Here is a 25,390-nt window from a genome sequence, read left to right on the forward strand (position 1 = left end):
GGAGTGTGTATGAGGGCGGGAACCAAGCTGGCGGCAAGCCTGGTGTTGCTGGCGTTGAGCATGCCTGCGTGGTGCGCGAAGAAGGTCGATGTGGATTATCACGTCAAGCTGCTGCCCCAGAGCGATCAGGCCGAGGTGCGGGTGAGCCTCTCCCAGGGCTCGGCGGTGCGTAGCCTGAACTTTGACCTGGGGCGCGCTGGCGACTACAGCGACTTCAAGGCCGATGGCCAGTGGAGCGTCACTGATCATCGTGGCCTGTGGCAACCCAGCGCCGGCAAGGCCAGCCTGACCTACCGTGTACGCCTGAGCCACGCGCGCAAACCGGGTATTTATGAGGCGCGGATGACGCCGAGCTGGGCGCTGTTTCGCGGCGAAGACCTGGTGCCCCCCGCACGCCTCGACCAGCAGGACGGTGTGGAGCTGGTCTCGCGCCTGATGTTCGAACTGCCGGCCGGCTGGAAAAGCATCGAAACCGCCTGGCCGCGCATCGGCAAGAACAAATTCCGCATCGACAACGTCTCGCGGCTGTTCGACCGGCCCACCGGCTGGATGCTCGCCGGCACCCTCGGCAGCCGCCGCGTGCGCCTGGGCGAGACCGAAGTGACCATCGCCTCGCCCAAGGGCCAAGCCATGCGGCGTATGGATGTGCTGACACTGCTGACCTTTGTCTGGCCGCAGGTCGAAGCGGCGTTCCCACGTCATCCGGCCAAGCTGTTGGTGGTGGGCGCCAGCGATCCGATGCGCCGTGGTGCGTTCTCGGCGCGCGACTCGATCTACCTCAACAGCCGCACGCCGCTGGTCAGCGAGAACGGCAGCAGCCCGTTGATTCGCGAAGTGGTGCAGGCGATTGGCCGCTTCAACGACCACGACAGCAGCGACTGGATCAGCGAAGGGCTGGGCGAGTACTACGCCATCGAATTGGTGCGCCGCGCAGGCGGGGTTACCGATGAGCGCTATCAGGCGATACAGGCGCGGTTGGCCAAGGAGGGCAAGGACGTGACCAGCCTGCGCGGCGACCACGTCAGCGGCGCGACGGTGTCACGGGCGGTGCTGGTGTTGCAGGAGCTGGACCGCGAGATCCGCGTGAAAACCCACAACAAGCGCTCCCTCGATGACCTCGCGCAAGCGGTGATGCGCGCCAACAGCATCACCACTGCGGAGTTCGTGCAGTTGGCGGAGAGCATCATCGGCGAATCGTCGGTGGTGCTCGACAGCAAGTTGTTACGCTGAGTCTTCGCCATACACAAAACAAAATGTGGGAGGGGTAAGCCTCCTCCCACATTTGAATCTAACCAGTGGTTTTAACGGCCTTCTCAGCCGCCACTTCCGCCTTGGTCTTCAGGCTTTTCAGCTCTGCACCCGCACGCTCGATCTTCGTGCGCACGCTGTTCATTTCCTGGCGGCCCTGTTCCAGCTTGTCTTTAAGCGTACTGTGCCCGGTAAAGCCACGAGCCAGCGCCACACCGCCGATCGCCACCTGAATCAACCCAAAAATCCCGCCACGGCGCAGACCTTTGCCCACCATCATCACGCCACCGGCCACTGAGCCGATGCGTTCCCAGCCATGCACGTTCTGGGTGGGCTGATTTTGGGGAGACGGGTTCTGGAAGGGGGTGTGTTCGATGATAGGTCGCAAGGTTTTGCTGTCGCTCATGATCTGTCTCCAACAAGGGCAAGTGTATGCAGCTGACTGCGTGCAAGCGCCGGATGTTCCCAAAAAATCAGTACTTGGGGCCCGAACGGGTGTTGTTGCCCTTGGCCATGCGGTCGTAGAGCACCACGTTGACGGTGGCAGCGAGGTTCATGCAGCCAGTGGTCGGGATGTACACGACGTCTTCGCACCAGTCGCGGATGTCTTTATCCAGCGACCCGTCTTCAGGGCCGAAGATATACAGCGCGCGGTCGGGGTGGGTGTATTCGGGCAGCGGGCGGGCGCCTTCCACCAGCTCCACGGCGACCGGGATGCAGCCCAGCGGCAGGATCTTCTTCAGGTCATCGATGCCGATCAGCGGAATATCGTGGTGGACCTTCTTGGTGTCGGTGATGAAGTCCCGCGCGCGCTCGTAACGCACGCCGGTGTAGAACACCGAGGCCACGCCGTAGCAGCCGGCGGCACGCATGACCGAACCAACGTTTTCGGGGGATTTGGGGTTATACAGACCGATGCAGCTGTAGCGTTTATTGCCCACGGGGAAGGGTGCCTTGGAGAAAAACGGCGATTATACGGCTTGAAGGTGATGTATTGCTTGGGCTAACGCTATCTGGAGCAAGCCCCCTCCCACATTTGAAAGTGTTCACAACTCAAAATGTGGGAGGGGGCTTGCTCCCGATGAGGCCAGGACAGGCGACAACACTCTTCAGTCGTCTTTCTTCATCAACCCCGCCAACGCCGCAAACGGGTTGTGCGTAGCCTTGGCGATCGTCGGGCTGCTGGTGGAGCCTTCGCCGAAGTACTGCTGGTCGGTGTAGCGCGAGTGTTCGTTGTCGTGGCAGTACAGGCACAGCAACTCCCAGTTCGAGCCATCCTGGGGATTGTCATCATGATTGTGGTTACGGTGGTGTACGGTCAGTTCACTCAAGCGCTTGCCGGCGAACTCACGGGCGCAGCGGCCGCACACGTGCGGGTACATCTTCAGGGCTTTGTCGCGGTAGCCCATTTCCCGGTCGCGCTGGGCATCGGCAAGGATGCGGTCCAGCTTGGCGGTGTGGGAGGGCGGGTTGGTCGAGCTCATCATGGCTCCTGGCTATTTGGTGGTCACGGATAGGGTTGATTCTAGCCGCTTGCGCCGCAAATGACCGCTAGGATCGATTTACTTTACTCATAAGGATCTGAAAAACATGCGTCTGCTTTCATGGACTGTTGCACTGCTACTGAGTGTCGCTACCCTTCAGGCCCAGGCGTTCTCGACGCCCAAACCCGGGCAGGTGGTCGAAGTTGCCCTTGAACAATTGCATCCGACCCAAGCAGTGGTGGGCTTCGACCAGATCTATTACAGCCTGGGCTTGTTCGCCGACAAACCCGCCAAGGTCTTCGATGAATACTGCGAAACCAACGGCCAGGGCGAGGCCGACAAGGTGCCCAACAAGGCTGACCTGCACCAGCCCGACAGCTTCACCTGTAAGGACCCGGTGGGCACCCATCCCGAAGACATGAAAACCGTGGTGGTCGGCCCCGCCGGCCAGCTGTACCTGACCGACGGTCACCACAGTTTCACCACCTTGTGGGAAGTGCCCGGCGGCGGCCCGCGCTTGAAGATGTGGGTCAAGGTCACCGACGACTTCAGCAACAGCCCGAACATGGCGAGCTTCTGGCAGCGCATGGAAGCGGCCCGCAAGGTCTGGCTCAAGGATAACCAAGGCCAGACCTTGCCGCCGGAACAACTGCCGGCGCACCTGGGGTTCAAGAACCTGCAGGACGACACCTTCCGCAGCCTGGTGTATTTCACTCGCAAGGCCGCCTATGGCAAGCCGGATGGCGGCGAGATCGCACCGGAGTTCCTGGAGTTCTATTGGGGCAACTGGCTGCGCACGCAGATTGATCTGGGCCAGTACAACCTGAACAAGAAAGGCGGCTACAAGGACGCTATCGAAGCGGTCGCCAAGCGCATGGTCGGCCTGGCGCCGGGTTCACAGGTGGGTGACAGCGGTTTCACCGCCCATCAACTGGGCGGCATGACCCAGTTGGACCGCGATGAGCTGCAGAAGACCTTCGACAAAAAAGTGCCGTACGTGATCGACTACCGCAAATCCCACGACTGACGGGGATAGAAATGGGGGAGGGGTGTCTTGAGAATCGTGCTCAGCCCTTGAGCTTCTCCGCTATCCAGATGGTGTGCCGGGTGCCCTTGTTGCCGTGGGCAAACACCTGCACTTCCTCGGCCTTGAAACCGGCCTTGCGCAGTTTGTCGCTGAACAGCTTGTCGGCGCTGGCGGACCATACCGCCAGTACGCCCTTGGGCCGCAAGGCCTTGGCGCAGGCGGCCAGGCCACCGGCTGAGTAGAGCCAGCTGTTGGCCTTCTGCGTGAGGCCTTCGGGGCCGTTGTCGACGTCGAGCATGATCGCGTCAAAGCCCTGGGGCTCGGCCTGCAACACCTTGGCCACGTCTTCCATGCGGATCACCGTGCGCGGGTCCAGCAGTGGGCGGCCGGACTTTTCCCCCAGCGGCCCACGGTTCCATTCCACAACACCGGGCACCAGTTCCGCCACCACCACTTCGGCGGTCTTGCCCAGGTGCTTGAGCGCCGAGGCCAAGGTGAAGCCCATGCCCAACCCGCCGATCAACACCCGTGAGCCCGGGCGCCCCGCGACCTTGCGACAAGGGATTTCCGCCAGCGCGTCTTCGGAGCCGTGCATGCGCGTGTTCATCAACTGGCCGCCGTCACCGCCCTGGATCTTGATGACAAAGTCTTCACCGTATTCGAACAGGCACAAGGCACCGCCGTTGTCGGGGATCGGGGTGGTGTCCAGCAGAACGAAACGTTTCATGGAAATCTCATTGGGAAGGGCATTCTTGCGCGGTTGGGAGTAGCCTTACGACATTCCGGTCAGGCCATGGAGCCATCGATGAAGTGCAGCATTCTAACGGTCATTGTGTTGAGCGCGCTCGCATTGGGTGCGGCGCAGGCTCAGGAGTTGCAAACCGTACCGGTGGCACCGGCACCTACCCCAGGCGCACCGGGCACGCCGACGCCGACGCTGTATCCGCAGATCACCCCGCCGGCCGTGCCGAAGACGAACGGCTCACCGCCGTTGGTGCCCATCGTATTGCCGACACCGCCGAAGGACCAGACGGTGCCTGGCCTGCAGCAGAACGACAGCAAACCGAAGACGCCCGGCGGTTAAAACGGTTGGGAGAGTAATTGCCCATCGGCCATGCGCAGGCGCTTGGACAACGCGATGGCGATTGCGCGGATGATCTTCGCCGCCACACGCGGCGTTTCATTGAGCATCTTTTCCAGGGCGTCCTTGCCCAGGTTCAACAGCACGCAGTCACTGGCGGCCACGCAGCTGGCCGAGCGCCGCTCACCGTCAAGCACCGCCATCTCACCAAAGGCCCGGCCGCTGCGCAGGGTGGCGATGGTCAGGCGCTGGCCGGTGTGGTTGGTTTTCTGCACCGCCACCTGGCCGCTGTGGATGATGCACATGAAGGTGCCGGCATCGCCCTCGAGGAAAATCACCTCGCCCTCGGCAATGCTGCTGATATTGAAGTAGCCGGCGGCGACGTAAAAGTCTTCCGGCAGCAAAGGGTCGAACAGGCCGCAATCCATGAGCATGTCGCGGATTTCGGTATTCATTAGCGTCGGTAGTGCCATGGCTGCAATCTTGGTCCATCAATCAGTAGGCGGTCCTGTGTTCAGACAGGGCCGCCCCGCTAAGTTCCTTAAATCAGCCCCAGCGCCTTGAACACAAATGCATATTCGAGTGCTACGTCACGTAATCCCTGATAACGACCGCTCATCCCGCCGTGGCCGGCACCCAGTTCGGTCTTGAGCAACAGCAGGTTGTCGTCCGTCTTGGTGTCGCGCAACTTGGCCACCCACTTGGCCGCCTCCCAGTACTGCACGCGACTGTCGTTGTAGCCGGCGATCACCAGCGTGGCCGGATAGGCCTGGGCGCTGACGTTTTCGTACGGCGCGTAGGCCTTGATGCGTTCATACACTTCGGGCTCTTCGGGGTTGCCCCACTCGTCGTACTCGGTGATGGTCAGCGGCAATTCCGGGTCGAGCATGGTGTTGAGTACGTCGACAAACGGCACTTCGGCAATCGCCGCCTGGAACAGCGCCGGACGCTGGTTGAGCACCGCGCCGATCAACAGGCCGCCGGCACTGCCGCCGCTGATGGCCAGTTGCTTGGAGGTGGTCAGGCCCTCGGCGATCAGGTGCTCGGCACACGCGATAAAGTCGCTGAAGGTGTTCTGTTTGTGTTCCTGCTTGCCATTGCGATACCAGGCTTCACCCAGTTCGCCACCGCCGCGCACATGCGCAATGGCGAACGCCACGCCACGGTCCAGCAGGCTCAGGCGTGCATGGGAGAACCACGGGTCGAGGCTTGAGCCATAGGCGCCGTAGCCATACAGGTACAACGGTGTCGGCTTGCCGAGCTGGTCGCGCTTGACCACCAGGCTGATCGGCACCTGGGTGCCATCGGCGGAAGTGGCCCACAGGCGCTGGCTGACGTAGTCATCGGCATTGAACACGCCGAGCACCGGGGTTTCCTTGAGCACCTGCTGCGCGCCGCTGGCCAGTTCCAGCTGGCGCACCTGGGCCGGGCGGTTCAGGGCTTCATAGCGCAGGCGGATCTTGTCGCTGACGAATTCCAGGCTGTTCTGTACGTAGAGGCTGTAGGCGGCGTCGGGCAATTCCACGCGATAGGCCGGCACGCCTTGGGAGTGCACTTCGATCACCGGCAGGCCGCCGATGCGCAGGCTCAGGGTCATGGCGTTGACGTTCAGGCTGACGCCGTCGAGCATCACCTCGTCGCTGTGGGGGATCAGGTTCTGCCACTCATCCTCAGTCGGCACGTCGCCAATGTCGGTAGCCACAAACAGGGCGTAGTTGATGCCATCGCGGTTGCTGCGGATAAACCAGGTCCACGCGCCATTCAGTTGGCCGTGGTCGACATCGTATTCATGGTCCTCGACCCGTGGCGCCAGGCAGGTGAAGTCCAGGTGCGGCTGGTTGGCGTCCAGCGCCCAGATTTCGCTGGTGGTCTTGCTGCCCAACGACAGCAGCAACTGGCGCTCGGAACTGGAACGGTAGCAATGCAGGAAGAAACGCCCGTCGGGCTCATGGAATACTTCCTGCGCCGCCGTGCCATCCAGGCGGTAGCGATACAGCTTGTGCGGGCGGTGGGTGTCGTCCAGCTCGCCGAAGAACAGGGTCAGGCTGTCATTGGCCCAGGTCATGCTGCCGTCGCAATCCTGAAACTCCAGTTCGCTGACTTTGCCCGTGGCCAATTCCTTCACGAACAGGGTGTAGATCTCTTCGCCACTGGTATCGAGGCTGTAGGCCAGGCGCTGGTGGTCGGGGCTGATGCTGAATGCGCCGAGGGAAAAGAAGCCGCCGTTGGCCAGCACGTTCGGGTCCAGCAACAGCTCTTCGCTGCTGTCGTCCACCTGGTTGCTGTCGTCGGCCGGGCGGCGGCAGCGGTAGTGGCGGGCGTATTCGTCACCGGCGGTGGTGCGCGTGTAATACAGGTACGGGCCCCAGGGGGAGGGCAGAGACAGGTCGGTTTCGAGAATGCGGCCCTTGATCTCCTCGAACAGGGTTTCGCGCAGGGCCTGCTGGTCGGCGAGCTGGGCTTCCTGGAAGGCATTTTCGGCCTTCAGGTAATCAAGGACTTCAACGCTGTCGCGCTCTTGCAGCCAGGCGTATGGGTCCTGGCCTGGGGCTTTACGGGCAATCGGGGCGGTCGATGAAGGCATGGAGCACTCTCTGTCTGGCGGAAGGTGGCAGGCATTGCAGCCGCGACACGCAAAAGCCGTTATCATAGCCGCCTGTTTGCCTACCTTGCCATGGACACCATGACCGAGAACGACTATCTGACCGCTTGGGGCCTTTACGCCTTCGCCGCTTTGGGCTGCCTGTTGGTGTGGTGGCGCATGACCCGCTGGATCTGGCGCTGGCTGCGCGAGCCGCTGCAGTTGCTCATGGCGGTGCTGCTGTTGAGCCCGACCATCGTCGACCCGGTCAAGACTCAGTTCGCGCCGGCCGTGGCCATCACGGCGCTGGACCTGGTGCTCAAGGTCGGCAATAACGCCTGGCGGGCCATTTCCGATTTGTTCATGTACACCATGATCGCCTTTGGTGTGTACATCGTGTTTGTGCTGATCCGCTGGCCCATCGAGCGCGCCGCCAACGCCCGCCGTGAGCGCAAGGCTGCCACCGATGCCGCCTTGGCCGCCGAGCCTGTGGACGAAGACGACGAGCCGTTCCGCCGTCCTGCACCGGTGAGCGGTATGCGGGTCGAACCGCGCCTTTAACGTTGTCCGCCCTGCAGTGAGAGCCCTGGCATGTGTGAATTATTGGGCATGAGTGCCAACGTCCCCACCGATATCGTGTTCAGCTTTACCGGGCTGATGCAGCGTGGTGGGCGCACCGGCCCCCACCGCGACGGTTGGGGCATCGCTTTCTACGAAGGCCGTGGCCTGCGCCTGTTCCAGGACCCGGCCGCGAGCAGTGAGTCGGAAGTCGCTCTGCTGGTGCAGCGTTACCCCATCAAGAGTGAAGTGGTGATCGGGCATATCCGCCAGGCCAACGTCGGCAAGGTGAGCCTGGCCAACACCCACCCGTTCGTGCGCGAACTGTGGGGCCGCAACTGGTGTTTCGCCCACAACGGCCAACTGGCGGACTTCACCCCCCGCGCCACCTTCTACCGCCCGGTAGGCGATACCGACAGCGAAGCGGCCTTTTGCGACCTGCTCAACCGCGTGCGCGAAGCCTTCCCCGAGCCGGTGGACATCGAACAGATGCTGCCGGACCTGATCGCCGCCTGTGCCGAATACCGCAGCAAAGGCGTGTTCAACTGCCTGCTCAGTGATGGCGACTGGCTGTTTTGCTATTGCTCGACCAAATTGGCGCAGATCACCCGGCGTGCACCGTTTGGCCCGGCGCGCCTCAAAGATGTCGACGTGATCGTCGATTTTCAGGCCGAAACCACCCCCAACGATGTGGTGACGGTGATTGCTACCGAACCGTTGACCGACAACGAAAACTGGACCCGTTACGAACCGGGCCAATGGAGCCTGTGGCGACGCGGTGAATGCGTCAGCCAGGGCGTTACCGAGTAAGGATATCGACCATGTTGCTCAGTTATCTGCGGTTGGTGCTGTTTGCCATTGGCCTGTTGGTCGGCGTGCAAGTGCCGGGGTTTATTAATGACTACGCCAAGCGCGTCGAAGCCCACCTGATCGAGGCGCAGACCGGCCTGAGCGGGTTTGAAACCACCGCGCGGCAGTTCTTCAAAGGTGACTTGAAGGCCTTGGTGGCGCATTACCGTGCCAGCGATGACCCGGTGTTCCAGAGCGATGCCAACAGCCTGGGCGCGATGCTTGACCGCCAGGTGGCGTTGGACAAGCAATTCCAGGCCATGCAAGGCCCGTGGTACATCCGCGCCCTGCAAGTGGCGGTGGCCGCCGACCCGGATATCCGCCTGGAAACCTGGAACGGCTACAGCTACCAGATCCTGCTGACCCCCGAAGCCATGGGCTGGGGCCTGGGCGGGGCGATGCTGCTGTCGTTCGGCCTGGAGTGCCTGTTCCGCCTGATCGACTGGGTGGTGCTGGGCGGCAAGCGCTTGCGCCAGAGCCGGCCAATCGAAGAGCGGGACCTGAAAGGTCTCTAAAGACCGCCCCTCCCACAGTTTTAATCGAGTTTCGTCAGGAGGTCAGCAGCATCCGCTCTTCGCCGACTTCCTCGGCATAGCGGGCAACGACCTTCTGGCACAGCCCCACAATTTCCTCCACCAACTCCACGCCCACACGCCACGACACCACCACCTGCAGGTTCGGCAGTTTCTGCGCCATCGGCAACATCACCAATTCACCCCGCGCCAACTCTTCCCTGACCAGCACCGGCGGCAGTGCGCCGATGCCAAAACCATCGCGCAACAACCGGGTAATCGCCGACACCGAGTTCACGCAGTTCATCCGTGGCGCGGCCACGCCGTTGGCTTGCATCAGGCTGAGTACGTCCTGGTGCGGATGGGAGTTTTTCGAATAGGTGATGATGCGCTCCTGGGCCAGTTCGGCGAGGGACGCGTAGTCGCGGTTGTAGATCGACTGGCTGGCGACGATCCAGGCCATGGGGTGGCTGCCCAGTTCCAGGCTGCGCACGGTTTCCAGGCGCAGCAGGTCGGTTTGCAGGATCAGATCGAGAAAACCTTTTTGCAGCTGATCGCTGAGGTTAAGTGCGGTATCGGCGACCAATTCGATTTCCACCAAAGGGAAGTGGTCCATCAGCTCCGCCACCAACGGGCTGAGCCAGGTATGGATCACCGTGTCCATTGCGCCGATCCGGATGCGTCCGACCTTGCTGCTGGTGGTTTCCAGGGACTGTTTCAGGCCCTGCATGGTCACCATCATCTGCTCGGCATAATCGAGCACCTTCAAGCCTTCCGGGGTCAGGCTCACACCCCGTGAATCACGCAGAAACAGCTTCACCCCCAGCTCGCTCTCCAGCACGGCGATGCGGCTGGAGATCGAGGCCTGGGTGGTGAACAGCTTCTCCGCAGTCAGGCGGAAGCTCTTGAGCTTGGCCACCCAGACGAAGGTTTCGAGGAACTTCAAATTCATGGGATCAACTTTTTCTTATGCATGGATCGGTTTTTATTAGTTGGACGCCGCACCGGGCAAGCGCCAAAAATCGAGCCATTCCACGATAAGCGCCGTTGGGGTATCAGGACAAGTTGCGAGTTCTGCGTAAAAAATCCCACACTACAAAAAACAAAGCCTACAGGAGCAACCACCGTGAGCCGTCTGCTATTGAATTGCGACATCGGCGAGAGCTTTGGCAACTGGACCATGGGTCTGGACGCCGAGGTCATGCCGTTCATCGATTGCGCCAACGTGGCTTGCGGCTTTCATGCCGGCGACCCGAGCATCATGCGCAAGACCGTCAGCCTGGCGCTCAAGCACGGCGTACAGGTAGGCGCGCACCCGGCGTATCAGGACCTGCAAGGCTTTGGCCGCCGCTCCATGGCCTACACGCCCGAGGAAATCCAGGACCTGCTGCATTACCAGATCGGCGCACTGGATGGCATCTGTCGTGCCCAGGGCGGGCGGGTCAGCTACGTCAAACCTCACGGCGCGATGTACAACGACATGATGGCTAACCCGGCGCAACTGCGGGCGGTGATCCAGGCGGTGGCTGCTTATGGCGACCTGCCGTTGATGCTGCTGGCCACCCGCGACAACAGTGCGGCTCAGGCATTGGGTGATGAGTATGGGGTAATCCTGTGGTTCGAAGCCTTTGCCGACCGTGCGTACGACAGTAACGGCCACCTCGTTTCGCGCCAGTTGCCGGGCGCTGTGCACCATGATCCCGAGGTCATCGTCCACCAGTCATTGACGCTCTCTCGTGGCGAACCCCTGACCGCCAGCGATGGCAGCTCGTTGTTATTGCGCGCCAATACCCTGTGCGTACATGGCGACAACGCCAGCTCGGTCGCTGCCGTAAAGCGCATCCGTGAGGCGTTGAAGCCGGTATGAAGCTACGGATTGAAGTGGTGGCCATCGACTGCCTGATGGTGCGGCTGTTCGACGTGATCGCCGAGGCCAATATGCCGTGGATGCTTGCCGCCACCCAGCGCCTGCGAGCTGGTTTCGGCACGGCACTGGTAGACCTGGTGCCGTCCTACACCACCTTGATGCTGCATTACGACCTCACCGCGTTGAACCCGGCCCAGGCACGGGCATTGATCGACCAGGCCCTCGCCGACCTGCAACCCCAGGCCCAGGGCAGCGGCCAGTGCCATGTGCTGCCGGTTTGGTATGACCTGAGTGTCGGCCCTGAACTGACGTTGCTCGCCCAGCGCAGTGGCCTGGCCGTCGACGAGGTGATCCGCCGCCACAGCGCCCACGAATACCAGGTGTTCGCCCTCGGCTTCGCCCCCGGTTTTGCCTTTATGGGGCTGGTGGATGAGATCCTCGCCACACCGCGCCTGAGCACGCCACGCAAACGCGTGGCGGCCGGCAGTGTGGGCATCGCCGAGCGGCAAACCGCCGCCTACCCGGTGGTGTCCCCCGGTGGCTGGAACCTGATTGGCCGCACCCCGGCCAAGCTGTTTGACCGCGAGCGCGACGGCTACAGCCTGATGCAGCCCGGTGACACGGTGCGTTTTGAATCCGTCAGCCACGCCGAATTTATCAATCTGGGTGGCGATGACACGCCGTTGGAGGCGCAGGCATGAGCCGCTTGATCATCGAGGCCAGCACGCCGCTGTGCCTGTTGCAGGACGCCGGTCGTTTTGGCGTGCGCCACCTGGGCGTAACCCAGGGCGGCGCGCTGGATTGGGTGTCAATGTCGTGGGCCAACTGGCTGTTGGGCAATGCGCTGAATGCGCCGGTAGTGGAAATCACCTTGTGTGGTTTTACCGTACAGGCCGAGGACTACTGTCTGCTGGCGTTGGCCGGGGCGGATTTGGGCGCGTATATCGACGAACGTGCGATCAGTCCCGGGCGCAGTTTTATCCTGCAGAAGGGTCAGCGCCTGCGCTTTACCCAGCCGTTCAGCGGCGCGCGGGCTTACCTGGCCGCGCCGGGCGGGTTTGATGCACCGGATGTGCTGGGCAGTTGTGCCACGGTGGTCCGTGAGGAACTGGGCGGGCCGGACGGTTTCGGCAAGGCCCTGGCCGAAGGCGGGCGCTTGGCCTATTCCGGTACCGGCGGAGCGATGAAAGTGCTGAGCGCACAGGCGTTACCCGCCAAGGCGCCGCTGGACGTGATCGTCGGCGCCCAAATTGGCCAGTTCAGCGGCCAGAGCCTGTTCGATGCCTTCAACACCGACTGGGCCCTGGACAGTCGCGCCGACCGCATGGGCATGCGCTTGCTCGGTACGCCGTTGCAGTACCAAGGGCCGTCGCTGATTTCCGAAGGGATCCCGTTGGGCGGTATCCAGGTGCCGCCGGATGGGCAGCCGATTGTGTTGCTCAATGATCGGCAGACCATTGGCGGGTATCCGCGTCTGGGCGCGTTGACGCCATTGGCGCTGGCGCGGCTGGCGCAGTGTTTGCCGGGGGAGAAGGTGAGGTTGGCGCCGGTGGTGCAGGAAACGGCGCATCGGCAGCATGTCGAGTATTTGCGCCGATTTACATAACACCGCCCCTCCCACATGAGATCTCCTGCATTATGGGGATCGGCGTTTATTTGGAGAGGAAGCGCATCCCTTCCTCAAGCCCGCGCAGCGTCAGCGGGTACATCTGATCCTCCACCAACTCCCGCACAATCCCCGTCGAGGCCGTATAGCCCCACGTATCCTTGGGATACGGGTTAATCCAGATCAGTTTCTTGTACTTGGCCATGAAGCGCTGCATCCACACATACCCCGGCTCTTCATTCCAGTGCTCGACGCTGCCGCCAGCCTGGGTGATTTCATACGGCGCCATCGACGCATCGCCGATAAAGATCACTTTGTAGTCGGCACCGTACTTGTGCAGCAGGTCCTGGGTGGAGGTGCGCTCCGAGGTGCGGCGCTGGTTGTTCTTCCACACCGACTCGTACACGAAGTTGTGGAAGTAAAAGTACTCCAGGTGCTTGAACTCGGTCTTGCACGCCGAGAACAGCTCTTCGCAGATCTTCACGTGGGCGTCCATCGAGCCGCCGATATCGAACAGCAACAGCAGCTTGATGGTGTTGCGCCGTTCCGGGCGCATCTGGATATTCAGCAGCCCGGCATCGCGGGCGGTGTGGTCGATGGTGCCGTCGATGTCCAGCTCTTCGGCCGCACCCTGGCGGGCGAACTTGCGCAGGCGGCGCAGGGCGATCTTGATATTGCGCGTGCCCAGTTCCACCTGGTCATCGAGGTTCTTGTACTCGCGCTGGTCCCAGACTTTTACCGCCTTGCCCTGGCGCTTGCCGGCGTCGCCGACGCGAATGCCTTCCGGGTTGTAGCCGCCGGAGCCGAACGGGCTGGTGCCGCCGGTGCCGATCCATTTGTTGCCGCCGGCGTGGCGTTCTTTCTGTTCTTCCAGGCGCTTTTTGAATTCCTCGATCAGCTTGTCGAGGCCACCAAGGGATTGGATCTGCGCGCGTTCTTCATCGCTCAGCGAGCGCTCGAATTCCTTGCGCAGCCACTCTTCGGGGATCAGCGCCTGCAGGTGGTCGTCGAGCTTTTCCAGGCCGTTGAAATAGGCGCTGAAGGCACGGTCGAACTTGTCGAAATGCCGCTCGTCCTTGACCAGGATCGCCCGGGCCAAGTAGTAAAACTCGTCCATGTCGGCGAAGGTCACGCGCTGTTTCAGCGCGTTGATCAGGTCGAGCAGCTCGCGCACCGACACCGGGACCTTGGCGGCCCGCATTTCATTGAACAGGTTGAGCAACATTAGCGATTACCGCGACGGCTCATGAATGCCAGACGTTCCAGCAACTGCACGTCTTGCTCGTTCTTGACCAAGGCACCCGCCAGGGGCGGGATGGCCTTGGTGGGGTCGCGCTCGCGCAGCACCGCTTCGCCGATATTGTCGGCCATCAGCAGCTTGAGCCAGTCGACCAGTTCGGAGGTGGACGGTTTTTTCTTCAGGCCCGGCACTTTGCGTACGTCGAAGAACACGTCCAGCGCTTCGCTGACCAGGTCTTTCTTGATGTCGGGGTAGTGCACGTCGACGATTTTTTGCAGGGTGGTGCGGTCGGGGAAGGCGATGTAGTGGAAGAAGCAGCGGCGCAGGAACGCGTCCGGCAGCTCTTTTTCGTTGTTAGAGGTAATGATGATGATCGGGCGCTTCTTGGCCTTGATGGTCTCGTCGATTTCGTAGACGTAGAACTCCATTTTGTCGAGTTCTTGCAGTAGGTCGTTGGGGAACTCGATGTCAGCCTTGTCGATTTCATCGATCAGCAGGATCACCCGCTCCTCGGACTCGAACGCTTCCCAGAGCTTGCCTTTCTTGAGGTAGTTGCGCACGTCGTGCACCTTGTCCACGCCCAGCTGCGAGTCGCGCAGGCGGCTGACCGCGTCGTACTCGTACAGGCCCTGGTGGGCCTTGGTGGTGGACTTGATGTGCCAGGTGATCAGCTTGGCGCCGAAGGACTCGGCCAGTTGTTCGGCGAGCATGGTCTTGCCGGTGCCGGGCTCGCCCTTGACCAGCAGCGGGCGCTCCAGGGTAATGGCAGCGTTGACGGCCAGTTTCAGGTCGTCGGTGGCAACGTAGGCCTGGGTGCCTTCGAACTTCATCGGTCATTCCTCGAATTCATCAATGCCTGACTATACCGCGAGGCCCCGGCGACTGTGAACGCAGACGGGTTATTCAGTCTCTGAATGACCGGTCACGGCTCAATCCGCCGAGGGCTTGGGCTGTTCATAGCGCGCATTGAACGCCTGGATAAAACCATTACGTAAAATCGCCAAAAATGCGGAGAAAGCGCTGACATTTTGCTGGTGTACGCTCCCACTCAGCTCCACGCGGGTGGCGAACTGGTTCTTCGCCTGGTTCTTCAGCACGGTCTCGCTGGCGCCCACCACCGCCTCCCAGATCGAGCGGAAGATGTTCTTGTCCTTGTTCTCCACGTCCTGTTGCCAGTCGAAGACCTCCACATCGCGCAGCAGCGGCTTGATGTAGCCGGTCAACTGGCCTTTTTCCGCCTGGGCTTCAATTACCACGTCCCCGGTGCCGGCCTTGAAGTCGAACTTGCCGTAGGCCGAGGCGAAGTCGTTCATGCGCTTGAGCTGCAAGTCCCTGGCGCGGAAGCGAAACTCGAAATTCTCGAAATTGCTCAGCGGGTCGAAAGTGGCGGTGGCTTCCAACGGGGCCTGGCCTTGCAGCAGGGCTTTGCCGTCGAAGCGCGCGTCGCGCCGGCCTTTGACGTCCACCACATTGGTCAGGTTGTAGAAGCTGGCGTTGACGTCGGTCGCGTCGATCTTCACCACAGGTTTGGAACTGAAGTTGTGGAAGGCGATCTTGCCGTCTTCGATGCGCACTTCGTCGAGGGTGATGGGAGCCAACTTACTCAACTGTTCGCGCCAGTCGGTACCCTTACCGGTCTGGGAGGCTTGCTTGTTGGCGCCGCCGTCGACGAAGTTCACTTCGGGCTTGATAAACAGCACTTTGGCCACCACCGCGTGGTCGTACCAAAGAGCGTGCCAGCTCACCGCCAGGTCGATCAGCGGCGCCTTGACGAACGGGACGGGGACCTTGCCGTCGACCTTGATGATTTCAAGGCCATTGATCCGGTACGCGCCACGCCACAGCGCGAGGTCCACGTCGGTCACCTGGCCGCGGTAATCGCCCATGTTCGCGAGCTTGTCATTCAGGTAGTTACGCACCAGATAGGGCAGCGCGATGCTCATGGCGACCAGGACCACCAGCAATCCGGCAATGGTCCATAGTGGCCAGCTGTAGCGACGTTTCATGGGGAGGGTCCTCTGTCCATATAGTGGGGTGGACCTCTGCGACAGGCGCAACGTTCCTTCGACTGGACGCTTTGCAACACGAGGCATACCCTTGGAGCCTTTCTGAAAACCGCCTAATAGGACCCGCCATGAGCCGCATCTTTGCAGACAACGCGCACTCCATCGGTAACACGCCCCTGGTTCAGATCAACCGTATCGCACCGCGTGGCGTGACCATCCTGGCCAAGATCGAAGGACGTAATCCGGGCTACTCGGTGAAGTGCCGCATTGGCGCAAACATGATCTGGGACGCCGAAGGCACCGGCAAACTCAAGCCGGGCATGACCATCGTGGAACCGACTTCCGGCAATACCGGTATCGGCCTGGCCTTTGTCGCCGCTGCCCGTGGTTACAAGTTGCTGCTGACTATGCCGGCGTCCATGAGTATCGAACGCCGCAAGGTGCTCAAGGCCCTCGGCGCCGAGTTGGTACTGACCGAGCCGGCCAAAGGCATGAAGGGCGCCATCGACAAAGCGGGCGAGATCGTTGCCAGCGACCCCGCCACCTACTTTATGCCGGCCCAGTTCGAAAACCCGGCCAACCCGGCCATCCACGAAAAAACCACCGGCCCGGAAATCTGGAACGACACCGATGGCGCCGTGGACGTGCTGGTGGCGGGCGTCGGCACGGGTGGGACCATCACTGGTGTGTCGCGCTACATCAAGAACACGGCGGGCAAGCCGATCCTGTCGGTGGCTGTCGAGCCGATGGTGTCGCCGGTGATCACCCAGGCCCTGGCCGGTGCAGAGATCAAGCCCAGCCCCCACAAGATCCAGGGTATTGGCGCCGGGTTCGTGCCGAAAAACCTCGACCTGTCGATGGTCGACCGCGTGGAGCTGGTGACCGACGACGAGTCCAAGGCCATGGCCCTGCGCCTGATGCAGGAGGAGGGCATCCTGTGCGGTATCTCCTGCGGTGCCGCCATGGCCGTGGCCGTGCGCCTGGCCGAGAAACCGGAAATGCAGGGCAAGACCATCGTGGTGATCCTGCCGGACTCCGGTGAGCGCTACCTGTCGAGCATGCTGTTCAGCGATTTGTTTACCGAGCAAGAAAACCAGGCTTGATTTATGTCAGCCGGTCAGCCTGGGCCTTCTGCATAATGGCCCAACTGTTTATCATGGCCGGCTGTTACGTCTGGTCTCCCATCGCCGGGAGGCTGTTGGCCAGGCGCTTATTTCCAGGAGTTGCTGCATGACCTTTTCTTTGGCCGCCAAACTGTCGGTGCTGTTGCTGTTTATCGGCAGCACGCTGTATGTGCACTTGCGCGGCAAGGCCCGTTTGCCGATGTTGCGTCAGTTCGTCAACCATTCGGCGCTGTTCGCCCCCTATAACGCCTTGATGTACCTGTTTTCGGCGGTGCCGTCCAAGCCGTACCTGGACCGCAGCAAGTTTCCGGAACTGGACGTGCTCAAGGACAACTGGGAAGTGATCCGCGAAGAGGCCATGCACCTGTTCGACGAGGGTTATATCCGCGCCGCCGAAAAGAACAACGACGCCGGTTTTGGTTCGTTCTTCAAGAAGGGCTGGAAGCGTTTCTACCTCAAGTGGTACGACAAACCCCTGCCATCGGCCGAGGCGCTGTGCCCGAAAACCGTGGCGTTGGTGAGCAGCATCCCCAACGTCAAGGGCGCGATGTTCGCGCTGTTGCCGGGCGGCAGCCACCTCAACCCGCACCGTGACCCGTTTGCCGGTTCCCTGCGTTATCACCTGGGCTTGTCCACGCCGAACTCCGACGACTGCCGCATCTTTGTCGACGGCCAGGTGTATGCCTGGCGCGACGGTGACGACGTGATGTTCGACGAAACCTACGTGCACTGGGTGAAGAACGAAACCGAGCAGACCCGCGTGATCCTGTTCTGCGACATCGAACGCCCGCTGAGCAATCGCCTGATGACCCGCGTCAACCGCTGGGTCAGCAAGCAACTGGGCCGTGCCACCGCGCCGCAGAACCTCGACGACGAGCGCGTCGGCGGCATCAACCAGGCGTATGCCTGGAGCAAGACCTTCAGTGACAAGTTCAGCGGCGTGGTCAAGCAGTGGAAGCGCAAGCATCCGAAGGCTTACCGCATTGCGCGGCCGGTGCTGGCGGTAGTGGTGCTGGTGCTGTTGTGGAAGTGGTTGTTCGGCTGATCTGAAGCGTTAAACGCGGTTAAAGTGTGGGAGGGGGCTTGCTCCCGATGGCGGTGGATCAGTCATAGATGTTTTGACTGACATACCGCTATCGGGAGCAAGCCCCCTCCCACATTTGATCTCCTGTGTTCTTAAGAGGCGATCAACTGCCGCAGCACATAGTGCAAAATCCCCCCCGACTTGAAGTATTCCACTTCATTCAAGGTGTCGATCCGGCACAGCACGTCGACCTTCTCGCGGCTGCCATCCTCCCGGGTAATCACCAGCGTCAGGTTCATCCGCGGCACGATCTCTACCTCGGTCAGGCCGAGAATATCGATCTTCTCCTTACCCGTAAGCTTCAGCGCCTTGCGGTTCTGATCCAGCTTGAACTGCAGCGGCAGCACGCCCATGCCCACCAGGTTGGAACGGTGAATCCGCTCGAAGCTCTCGGCGATCACCGCCTTGACCCCCAGCAGGTTGGTGCCCTTGGCTGCCCAGTCGCGGCTGGAGCCGGTGCCGTACTCCTGACCGGCGATCACCACCAGCGGTGTGCCGCAGGCCTGGTACTTCATGGCGGCATCGTAGATCGGCATTTTCTCGCCGGTGGGGATGTACAGCGTATTGCCGCCTTCCTCGCCGCCGAGCATTTCATTGCGGATGCGGATGTTGGCAAAGGTGCCGCGCATCATCACTTCATGGTTGCCGCGGCGTGAGCCGTAGGAGTTGAAGTCACGCGGCTCCACGCCTTGCTCACGCAGGTAGCGGCCGGCAGGGCTGTCGGCCTTGATATTGCCGGCGGGGGAGATGTGGTCGGTGGTCACCGAGTCGCCCAGCAGCGCCAGTACGTTGGCGCCCTTGACGTCTTTGATCACCGGCAGGGGGCCGGCAATGTCATCGAAGAACGGCGGGTGCTGGATGTAGGTGGAGTCTTTCTGCCACACATAGGTCGCGGCCTGTGGCACTTCAATGGCTTGCCACTGTTCGTCGCCGGCGAACACTTCGGCGTATTCCTTGTGGAACATGCCGGTGCTGACTTGCGCTACTGCGTCAGCGATCTCCTGGCTGCTCGGCCAGATGTCCTTCAAATACACCGGATTACCCTGTTGATCGTTACCCAGCGGTTCGCTGCTGATATCGATGCGTACGGTCCCCGCCAAGGCGTAGGCCACTACCAGGGGCGGCGAGGCCAGCCAGTTGGTTTTCACCAGTGGGTGCACGCGGCCTTCGAAGTTGCGGTTGCCGGACAGCACCGAGGCCACGGCGAGGTCGGCCTTCTGGATGGCTTTTTCAATCGGCTCAGGCAACGGCCCGGAGTTGCCGATGCAGGTGGTGCAGCCATAACCCACCAAGTCGAAGCCAAGTTTGTCCAGATATTGGGTGAGGCCCGCGGCCTTGTAGTAGTCGGTGACCACTTTGGAGCCGGGCGCCAGGGAGGTTTTTACCCAGGGTTTGCGCGTGAGGCCTTTCTCCACGGCTTTTTTCGCCACCAGCCCGGCGGCCATCATCACGCTCGGGTTGGACGTGTTGGTGCAGGAAGTGATGGCGGCGATCACCACGGCGCCGTTTTTCAGGCGATAGGTCTGGCCTTCGTATTCATAGTCGGTTTCGCCCACCAGGTCGGCGTTGCCCACGGCCACACCGCCGCCGCCTTCACTTTCCAGGCGGCCTTCTTCCTTGTTGGTAGGCTTGAATTGCAGGTCGAGAAAGTCGCTGAACGCCTGGCCGACGTTGGGCAGGGACACACGGTCCTGTGGACGTTTTGGCCCAGCGAGGCTGGCTTCGACGCTGCCCATGTCGAGGGCCAGGCTGTCGGTAAACACCGGCTCCTGGCCTGCATTGCGCCACAGGCCCTGGGCCTTGGTGTAGGCCTCGACGAGCTTCACGGTGGCAGCCGGGCGACCGGAGAGGCGCAGGTAGTCCAGGGTCACCTCATCCACCGGGAAAAAGCCGCAGGTGGCGCCGTATTCCGGGGCCATGTTGGCGATGGTCGCGCGGTCCGCCAGGGGCAGGTCCGCCAGGCCGTCGCCGTAGAACTCGACGAACTTACCCACCACGCCTTTCTTGCGCAGCATCTGGGTGACGGTCAGCACCAGGTCGGTGGCGGTAATGCCTTCCTTGAGCTTGCCGGTGAGCTTGAAGCCGATCACTTCCGGGATCAGCATCGACACCGGTTGGCCGAGCATCGCCGCTTCCGCTTCGATCCCGCCCACGCCCCAGCCGAGCACGCCGAGGCCGTTGATCATGGTGGTGTGGGAGTCGGTGCCCACCAGGGTGTCGGGGAAGGCGTAGGTGCGGCCGTCCTCGTCCTTGGTCCACACGGTGCGGCCCAGGTATTCGAGGTTGACCTGGTGGCAGATGCCGGTGCCCGGCGGTACCACGCTGAAGTTGTCGAAGGCACTCTGGCCCCAGCGCAGGAAGGCGTAGCGTTCGCCGTTGCGCTGCATTTCGATGTCGACGTTCTGCTCGAAGGCGTCGGCATTGCCGAACTTGTCGACCATCACCGAGTGGTCGATCACCAGGTCCACGGGCGAGAGTGGGTTGATACGCTGCGGGTCGCCCCCGGCCTTGGCCACGGCGGCGCGCATGGCGGCCAGGTCGACCACGGCGGGTACGCCGGTAAAGTCCTGCATCAGGACGCGGGCGGGGCGGTACTGGATCTCGCGGTCGGACTGGCGCTCTTTGAGCCAGGCGGCAATGGCCTTGAGGTCGGCGCCGGTGACGGTCTTGTTGTCTTCCCAGCGCAGCAGGTTCTCCAGCAGCACCTTGAGGGACATCGGCAGCTTGTCCAGGTCACCCAGGCTCTTGGCGGCCTCGGGCAGGCTGAAATAGTGGTAGGTCTTGTCGTCGATTTCTAAAGTTTTAAGGGTTCTCAGGCTATCAAGGGATGACATTACATGACTCCTTATGGTCCGCACGGCTACGGACCTGACGGGACGAACAGAGCTTTCAAACTAGCGCTGTTTTCAGTAGCTGGCTAATTACTGGACTCTATGGACAGAACCAAGGTTCCGAACTCGGCTATCATGCGCGCGTTTTCATGACAGGCATTGCGATAGCGCGACGTCAGTTGAGTCACCAGGAGAGTCGATGAACACCCTTTTTATGCACTGCCGCCCGGGTTTTGAGGGCGAAGTCTGTTCCGAGATCGCGGAACACGCCGCGCGCCTGAACGTTTCCGGCTACGCCAAGGCCAAGACCGGCAGCGCCTGCGCCGAATTTGTCTGCACCGAAGAAGACGGCGCCCAGCGCCTGATGCACGGCCAGCGCTTTGCCGAGCTGATCTTCCCGCGGCAGTGGGCGCGCGGGGTGTTTATCGACCTGCCGGAAACCGACCGTATCAGCGTGATCCTCGCCCACCTGCGTGAATTCCCGGTGTGCGGCAGCCTGTGGCTGGAGATGGTCGACACCAATGACGGCAAGGAACTCTCGAACTTCTGCAAGAAATTCGAAGTGCACCTGCGCAAAGCCTTGTTGAACGCCGGCAAGCTGGTGGACGACCCGAGCAAGCCGCGCCTGCTGCTGACCTTCAAAAGCGGCCGCGAAGTGTTCATGGGCCTGGCCGAGTCGAATAACTCGGCGATGTGGCCGATGGGCATCCCGCGCCTGAAATTCCCCCGGGACGCGCCCAGCCGCTCGACCCTGAAGCTGGAAGAGGCCTGGCACCACTTTATCCCCCGCGACCAATGGGACGAGCGCCTGCATGGCGACATGACCGGCGTCGATCTGGGCGCAGCCCCGGGCGGCTGGACCTGGCAACTGGTCAACCGTGGCATGCTGGTGACCGCCATCGACAACGGCCCCATGGCCGAAAGCCTGATGGACACCGGCCTGGTGCAGCACTTGATGGCCGACGGCTTTACCTTCGTGCCTAAGCAGCCGGTGGACTGGATGGTGTGCGACATCGTCGAAAAGCCGGCGCGCAATGCGGCGCTGCTTGAGACCTGGATCGGCGAAGGGTATTGCCGCGAGGCGGTGGTGAACCTGAAGTTGCCGATGAAACAGCGTTACGCCGAGGTCAAGCGCCTGCTGGAACGTATCGAGGACGGTTTCAAGGCGCGCGGCATTCGGGTGGAGATCGGCTGCAAACAGCTGTATCACGACCGTGAAGAAGTGACCTGCCACCTGCGTCGGCTGGTGGATGTGAAGAAAACCAAGGCCCGCTAAACTGAGCGCCGGTTTCAGGAGTAGACAATGAGCGATATTTTCCACACCGCCGTTGATGGCACCCTCGACGCAACGGGCCTCAACTGCCCTGAGCCGGTGATGATGCTGCACCAGCACATCCGCGACCTGCCGCCCGGCGGCTTGCTCAAGGTGATCGCGACCGACCCGTCAACGCGCCGCGATATTCCCAAGTTCTGCGTGTTCCTTGACCATGAACTGGTGGATCAGCAGGAGCAGGCCGGTACGTACTTGTACTGGATCCGCAAAAAGGCCGATTAACCCCGCGCCTTCTCCAGGCGAATGCGCCGGCGTGCACTGCGCGCCAGGCGCACCAGCAGCATCCCCGCCGCACAGCTCAACCCCACGATCAGCCCTTGCCACAAACCGCTCGGGCCGCTGGGTTCGCCAAGCCAATCGGTCAGCCCCAAAGCGTAACCCACCGGCAGCCCCACGCCCCAGTAGGCAAACAGGGTAAGCACCATGGTCACGCGGGTGTCCTGGTAGCCACGCAGGGCGCCGGCAGCGGTGACCTGAATCGAGTCACTGAACTGGAACAGCGCTGAAAACACGATCAGCGTCGATGCCAGGTGAATGACGATGGGGTCCGGGGTGTAGATCGCCGCAATCTGCTCGCGAAACACCAGCATCAGGCTGCAGGACAGGCAGGCGTACGCCAGCGCCGTGCCCATGCCGACCCCGGCGGCAAAACGTGCTTCCCGCGCCTCGCCACGCCCCAGGGCCTGGCCGACGCGCACAGTGACGGCCATGCTCAGGGAGTAGGGGATCATGAACACCAATGAGCTGACGTTCAGCGCGATCTGGTGCCCCGACACAACCGTGGCGCCCAGGCTGCCGAGCAGCAGGGCGATGACGGCAAAGATGCTCGATTCGGCAAAGATCGCGATGCCAATCGGCAGGCCAATTCCCAATACGCGCTTGATCACCGACCACTGCGGCCAGTCGAAGCGCTTGAACAGTTCACTGCTCTGGTAGGCCGCCCCCCAGCGGGTCCAGGCGGCCATGCCGAGCATCATCACCCACATCGCAATCGCCGTGGCCCAGCCGCAGCCCACGCCGCCCATGGCCGGTAAGCCCAGGTGACCGTAGATGAAGATGTAGTTGAGCGGGACATTCAGCGCCAACCCGCACAGGCCCATGGCCATGCTGGGCAGGGTGCGGCCCAGGCCGTCGCTGAAACAGCGCAGCACGTAATACAGGGCAACGGCCGGCATCCCGGCGGCGATGCCATGCAGGTAGCCCATGGTGGGGGCGATAAGCTCGGGTTCAACCTTCATGGCATGCAGGATCGGCTCGGCGCAGAGCAGCAGCAGCGAGCCGATGATGCCGACCACCACGGCCAGCCACAATGACTGACGCACCAACGGCCCGATTTCACCATAGTGGCCCGCACCGTAGCGTTGGGCGACTTTCGGCGTGGTGGCCAACAGCGTACCAGTCATCAGCAGGTACACCGGAATCCAGATCGAGTTGCCCAGGCCCACCGCCGCCAGGTCCTGGGGGCTGACGCGGCCGGCCATCACCGCATCGACAAAGCTCATGAAGGTGGTTGCCAGTTGGCCGATCATGATCGGCAGTGCGAGGGTCATCAGGCCACCCACTTCCCGGCTGATGCGGGCGGGGCGGGTAAGGGGGGCAGTGGCAGTGTTCACGTACGGGTGTCCAATAGAGAAGGGCGCAAGGCCGGCGGATTCTACGCCTTGACGTAATAGTCAGGAAAAAACCTGTGTTAGCGATTTGTAAGCGAGCTGTCGTGCCACCGCCCCTCCCACATTGAAGATCGCATCCCTGTACACTGCTGATCCGCCAAAGGAGCCTGCCATGCTGATTGTTGCCGACGAAAATATTCCGCTGCTCGATGAGTTCTTCCAAGGATTTGGCGAGATTCGCCGAGTGTCCGGCCGTTCCATCGACCGTGCCACCGTCGAACAGGCCGATGTACTGCTGGTGCGCTCGGTGACCAACGTCAACCGCGCCCTGCTGGACGCCACGAAGGTGCGTTTTGTCGGCACCTGCACCATCGGCACCGACCACCTCGACCTCGATTACTTCAAGCAGGCCGGTATCCAGTGGTCCAGCGCCCCCGGCTGCAATGCCCGTGGCGTGGTGGACTATGTGCTGGGCAGCCTGCAAACCCTGGCCGAGATCGAAGGCGCCGACCTCAATCAGCGTACCTATGGCGTCGTCGGCGCCGGTGAAGTGGGCGGGCGACTGATCGAAGTGCTCAAGGGCCTGGGCTGGAACGTGCTGGTCTGCGACCCGCCGCGACAGATCGCCGAAGACGGCGACTACGTCAGCCTTGAGCAGATCATCGAGCAATGCGATGTGATCAGCCTGCACACGCCGTTGACCAAGTCCGGCAATGGTTCCACCTGGCACCTGTTTGATCGCGAGCGGCTCAGCCGCCTCAAGCCCGGCACCTGGCTGATCAATGCCAGCCGTGGCCCGGTGGTCGACAACGCCGCCCTGCGCGACGTGCTGCTTGCGCGTGAAGACCTGCAAGCGGTGCTGGACGTGTGGGAAGGCGAGCCCGAGGTGGACGTCGACCTCGCCGACCTGTGTGTGTTGGCCACCCCGCACATTGCCGGTTATAGCCTTGACGGCAAGCAGCGCGGTACGGCGCAGATCTATCAGGCGTTCTGCGCGTACCTGGGCCAGGAGCAGAGCATTCAGTTGAGCGACTTGTTGCCGCAACCGTGGCTGGCCGAAGTGCATTTGAACGCATCGACCGACCCGGCCTGGGCACTCGCGACGTTGTGCCGCAGCGTGTACGACCCGCGCCGTGATGATGCGGATTTCCGCCGTAGCCTGGTGGGTACCGTCGAAGAACAACGCAAGGCGTTCGATTTGCTGCGCAAGCATTATCCGGAGCGTCGTGAAATCGATGGCTTGAAGGTGCGCATTGTGAATGGGGAGTCGGCGGTGTTGGCGAGCATCGTGTCCGCATTGGGCGCGGCAACCGTTTAAACACCGAATAAAAAACCCGGCCACCTGGGCC

General features: G+C 61.9%; 26 protein-coding genes. 14 read left to right on the forward strand and 12 right to left on the reverse strand.

The window, feature by feature from the left end; genetic code table 11:
- Positions 1 to 9: 9 nt before the first annotated feature.
- Positions 10 to 1,230 carry a hypothetical protein gene (locus HCF10_RS18155; RefSeq protein ID WP_145334869.1) on the forward strand — a complete coding sequence of 407 codons (1,221 nt, stop codon included), beginning with the start codon at positions 10 to 12 and terminating at the stop codon, positions 1,228 to 1,230.
- Between the two features lie 58 nt (positions 1,231 to 1,288).
- On the opposite strand, the gene HCF10_RS18160 is transcribed toward HCF10_RS18155, so the two are convergent.
- The 3 genes from HCF10_RS18160 to HCF10_RS18170 form a co-directional block, all read right to left on the reverse strand.
- The gene (locus HCF10_RS18160) at positions 1,289 to 1,654 is read right to left on the reverse strand and encodes a YgaP family membrane protein (RefSeq protein ID WP_131698917.1); all 366 of its coding nucleotides are present in this window, start codon (positions 1,652 to 1,654) and stop codon (positions 1,289 to 1,291) included.
- A gap of 67 nt (positions 1,655 to 1,721) precedes the next feature.
- Entirely contained in the window at positions 1,722 to 2,189 is a 468-nt protein-coding gene (locus HCF10_RS18165) for an RNA methyltransferase (RefSeq protein WP_010563721.1), read from the reverse strand.
- Positions 2,190 to 2,357: 168 nt separating this feature from the next.
- Positions 2,358 to 2,732: a YajD family HNH nuclease gene (locus HCF10_RS18170; protein WP_003210675.1), complete on the reverse strand. Its 375-nt coding sequence runs from the start codon at positions 2,730 to 2,732 to the stop codon at positions 2,358 to 2,360.
- A gap of 106 nt (positions 2,733 to 2,838) precedes the next feature.
- Between HCF10_RS18170 and HCF10_RS18175 the strand changes: the two genes are divergently transcribed.
- Complete coding sequence (locus HCF10_RS18175) at positions 2,839 to 3,759, forward strand: ParB/Srx family N-terminal domain-containing protein (RefSeq protein WP_167656102.1); 921 nt, start codon at positions 2,839 to 2,841, stop codon at positions 3,757 to 3,759.
- 40 nt (positions 3,760 to 3,799) lie between these two features.
- On the opposite strand, the gene HCF10_RS18180 is transcribed toward HCF10_RS18175, so the two are convergent.
- Entirely contained in the window at positions 3,800 to 4,486 is a 687-nt protein-coding gene (locus HCF10_RS18180) for a spermidine synthase (protein WP_058411058.1), read from the reverse strand.
- 78 nt (positions 4,487 to 4,564) lie between these two features.
- Between HCF10_RS18180 and HCF10_RS18185 the strand changes: the two genes are divergently transcribed.
- Positions 4,565 to 4,843 carry a hypothetical protein gene (locus HCF10_RS18185; RefSeq protein ID WP_090407826.1) on the forward strand — a complete coding sequence of 93 codons (279 nt, stop codon included), beginning with the start codon at positions 4,565 to 4,567 and terminating at the stop codon, positions 4,841 to 4,843.
- Here HCF10_RS18185 and HCF10_RS18190 read toward each other — a convergent pair.
- Both HCF10_RS18190 and HCF10_RS18195 read right to left on the reverse strand, forming a co-directional pair.
- The gene (locus HCF10_RS18190; protein ID WP_131698919.1) at positions 4,840 to 5,313 is read right to left on the reverse strand and encodes a cyclic nucleotide-binding domain-containing protein; all 474 of its coding nucleotides are present in this window, start codon (positions 5,311 to 5,313) and stop codon (positions 4,840 to 4,842) included. The two genes, HCF10_RS18185 and HCF10_RS18190, sit on opposite strands and share 4 nt — an antisense overlap.
- A gap of 68 nt (positions 5,314 to 5,381) precedes the next feature.
- Positions 5,382 to 7,424 (reverse strand): S9 family peptidase, encoded by a 2,043-nt coding sequence (locus HCF10_RS18195; protein ID WP_167656103.1) that lies wholly within the window; start codon positions 7,422 to 7,424, stop codon positions 5,382 to 5,384.
- A gap of 24 nt (positions 7,425 to 7,448) precedes the next feature.
- On the opposite strand from HCF10_RS18195, the gene HCF10_RS18200 reads away from it, so the two are divergent.
- Genes HCF10_RS18200 through HCF10_RS18210 form a run of 3 tightly spaced genes read left to right on the forward strand, consistent with a single transcriptional unit; the run spans position 7,449 to position 9,343 of the window.
- Complete coding sequence (locus HCF10_RS18200; protein ID WP_131698921.1) at positions 7,449 to 7,982, forward strand: MFS transporter; 534 nt, start codon at positions 7,449 to 7,451, stop codon at positions 7,980 to 7,982.
- Positions 7,983 to 8,012: 30 nt separating this feature from the next.
- The gene (locus tag HCF10_RS18205; protein ID WP_053136626.1) at positions 8,013 to 8,789 is read left to right on the forward strand and encodes a class II glutamine amidotransferase; all 777 of its coding nucleotides are present in this window, start codon (positions 8,013 to 8,015) and stop codon (positions 8,787 to 8,789) included.
- Positions 8,790 to 8,800: 11 nt separating this feature from the next.
- Positions 8,801 to 9,343 carry a DUF2937 family protein gene (locus tag HCF10_RS18210; RefSeq protein ID WP_167656104.1) on the forward strand — a complete coding sequence of 181 codons (543 nt, stop codon included), beginning with the start codon at positions 8,801 to 8,803 and terminating at the stop codon, positions 9,341 to 9,343.
- A gap of 34 nt (positions 9,344 to 9,377) precedes the next feature.
- Here the strand turns inward: HCF10_RS18210 and HCF10_RS18215 are convergent, their stop codons facing one another.
- On the reverse strand, positions 9,378 to 10,292 hold the full coding sequence (locus HCF10_RS18215; RefSeq protein WP_167656105.1) for a LysR family transcriptional regulator: 915 nt from the start codon (positions 10,290 to 10,292) through the stop codon (positions 9,378 to 9,380).
- Between the two features lie 174 nt (positions 10,293 to 10,466).
- Here HCF10_RS18215 and HCF10_RS18220 point away from each other — a divergent pair, with 174 nt between their 5' ends.
- From HCF10_RS18220 to HCF10_RS18230, 3 genes are read left to right on the forward strand one after another with little or no spacing between them, the layout of a single operon-like run.
- Positions 10,467 to 11,207, forward strand: a complete 741-nt coding sequence (locus HCF10_RS18220; protein ID WP_131698924.1) for a 5-oxoprolinase subunit PxpA — start codon at positions 10,467 to 10,469, stop codon at positions 11,205 to 11,207.
- Positions 11,204 to 11,908, forward strand: coding sequence for a 5-oxoprolinase subunit B family protein (locus HCF10_RS18225; RefSeq protein WP_131698925.1), 705 nt, complete (start codon positions 11,204 to 11,206; stop codon positions 11,906 to 11,908). The genes HCF10_RS18220 and HCF10_RS18225 overlap by 4 nt, the downstream gene beginning before the upstream one ends.
- Complete coding sequence (locus HCF10_RS18230; RefSeq protein ID WP_167656106.1) at positions 11,905 to 12,813, forward strand: biotin-dependent carboxyltransferase family protein; 909 nt, start codon at positions 11,905 to 11,907, stop codon at positions 12,811 to 12,813. The genes HCF10_RS18225 and HCF10_RS18230 overlap by 4 nt, the downstream gene beginning before the upstream one ends.
- 46 nt (positions 12,814 to 12,859) lie before the next feature.
- On the opposite strand, the gene HCF10_RS18235 is transcribed toward HCF10_RS18230, so the two are convergent.
- The 3 genes from HCF10_RS18235 to HCF10_RS18245 all read right to left on the reverse strand — a co-directional run bounded on the left by HCF10_RS18235 (position 12,860) and on the right by HCF10_RS18245 (position 16,059).
- Positions 12,860 to 14,038, reverse strand: coding sequence for a vWA domain-containing protein (locus tag HCF10_RS18235; protein ID WP_131698927.1), 1,179 nt, complete (start codon positions 14,036 to 14,038; stop codon positions 12,860 to 12,862).
- Positions 14,038 to 14,883: an AAA family ATPase gene (locus HCF10_RS18240; RefSeq protein WP_003210690.1), complete on the reverse strand. Its 846-nt coding sequence runs from the start codon at positions 14,881 to 14,883 to the stop codon at positions 14,038 to 14,040. The genes HCF10_RS18235 and HCF10_RS18240 overlap by 1 nt, the downstream gene beginning before the upstream one ends.
- A 99-nt stretch (positions 14,884 to 14,982) precedes the next feature.
- On the reverse strand, positions 14,983 to 16,059 hold the full coding sequence (locus tag HCF10_RS18245) for a DUF748 domain-containing protein (RefSeq protein WP_131698928.1): 1,077 nt from the start codon (positions 16,057 to 16,059) through the stop codon (positions 14,983 to 14,985).
- Between the two features lie 128 nt (positions 16,060 to 16,187).
- On the opposite strand from HCF10_RS18245, the gene cysK reads away from it, so the two are divergent.
- Positions 16,188 to 17,162, forward strand: a complete 975-nt coding sequence (gene cysK, locus HCF10_RS18250; RefSeq protein WP_108574007.1) for a cysteine synthase A — start codon at positions 16,188 to 16,190, stop codon at positions 17,160 to 17,162.
- Between the two features lie 127 nt (positions 17,163 to 17,289).
- Positions 17,290 to 18,228 carry an aspartyl/asparaginyl beta-hydroxylase domain-containing protein gene (locus HCF10_RS18255; protein ID WP_131698929.1) on the forward strand — a complete coding sequence of 313 codons (939 nt, stop codon included), beginning with the start codon at positions 17,290 to 17,292 and terminating at the stop codon, positions 18,226 to 18,228.
- Positions 18,229 to 18,359: 131 nt separating this feature from the next.
- On the opposite strand, the gene acnA is transcribed toward HCF10_RS18255, so the two are convergent.
- Positions 18,360 to 21,101 (reverse strand): aconitate hydratase AcnA, encoded by a 2,742-nt coding sequence (gene acnA, locus HCF10_RS18260; protein WP_131698930.1) that lies wholly within the window; start codon positions 21,099 to 21,101, stop codon positions 18,360 to 18,362.
- 196 nt (positions 21,102 to 21,297) lie between these two features.
- Here acnA and rlmM point away from each other — a divergent pair, with 196 nt between their 5' ends.
- Together rlmM and tusA are read left to right on the forward strand one after the other, a co-directional pair.
- Positions 21,298 to 22,374, forward strand: coding sequence for a 23S rRNA (cytidine(2498)-2'-O)-methyltransferase RlmM (gene rlmM / locus HCF10_RS18265; protein ID WP_046490414.1), 1,077 nt, complete (start codon positions 21,298 to 21,300; stop codon positions 22,372 to 22,374).
- Between the two features lie 27 nt (positions 22,375 to 22,401).
- Positions 22,402 to 22,653 carry a sulfurtransferase TusA gene (gene tusA, locus HCF10_RS18270; RefSeq protein WP_131698931.1) on the forward strand — a complete coding sequence of 84 codons (252 nt, stop codon included), beginning with the start codon at positions 22,402 to 22,404 and terminating at the stop codon, positions 22,651 to 22,653.
- Here the strand turns inward: tusA and HCF10_RS18275 are convergent.
- Complete coding sequence (locus HCF10_RS18275; RefSeq protein WP_167656107.1) at positions 22,650 to 24,044, reverse strand: MATE family efflux transporter; 1,395 nt, start codon at positions 24,042 to 24,044, stop codon at positions 22,650 to 22,652. The genes tusA and HCF10_RS18275 overlap by 4 nt on opposite strands.
- A gap of 169 nt (positions 24,045 to 24,213) precedes the next feature.
- On the opposite strand from HCF10_RS18275, the gene pdxB reads away from it, so the two are divergent.
- Complete coding sequence (gene pdxB / locus HCF10_RS18280) at positions 24,214 to 25,359, forward strand: 4-phosphoerythronate dehydrogenase PdxB (protein ID WP_167656108.1); 1,146 nt, start codon at positions 24,214 to 24,216, stop codon at positions 25,357 to 25,359.
- The last annotated feature ends 31 nt before the right edge of the window (positions 25,360 to 25,390 follow it).

Source organism: Pseudomonas sp. B14(2022) (genome assembly GCF_012030485.1).
GTDB lineage: Bacteria > Pseudomonadota > Gammaproteobacteria > Pseudomonadales > Pseudomonadaceae > Aquipseudomonas.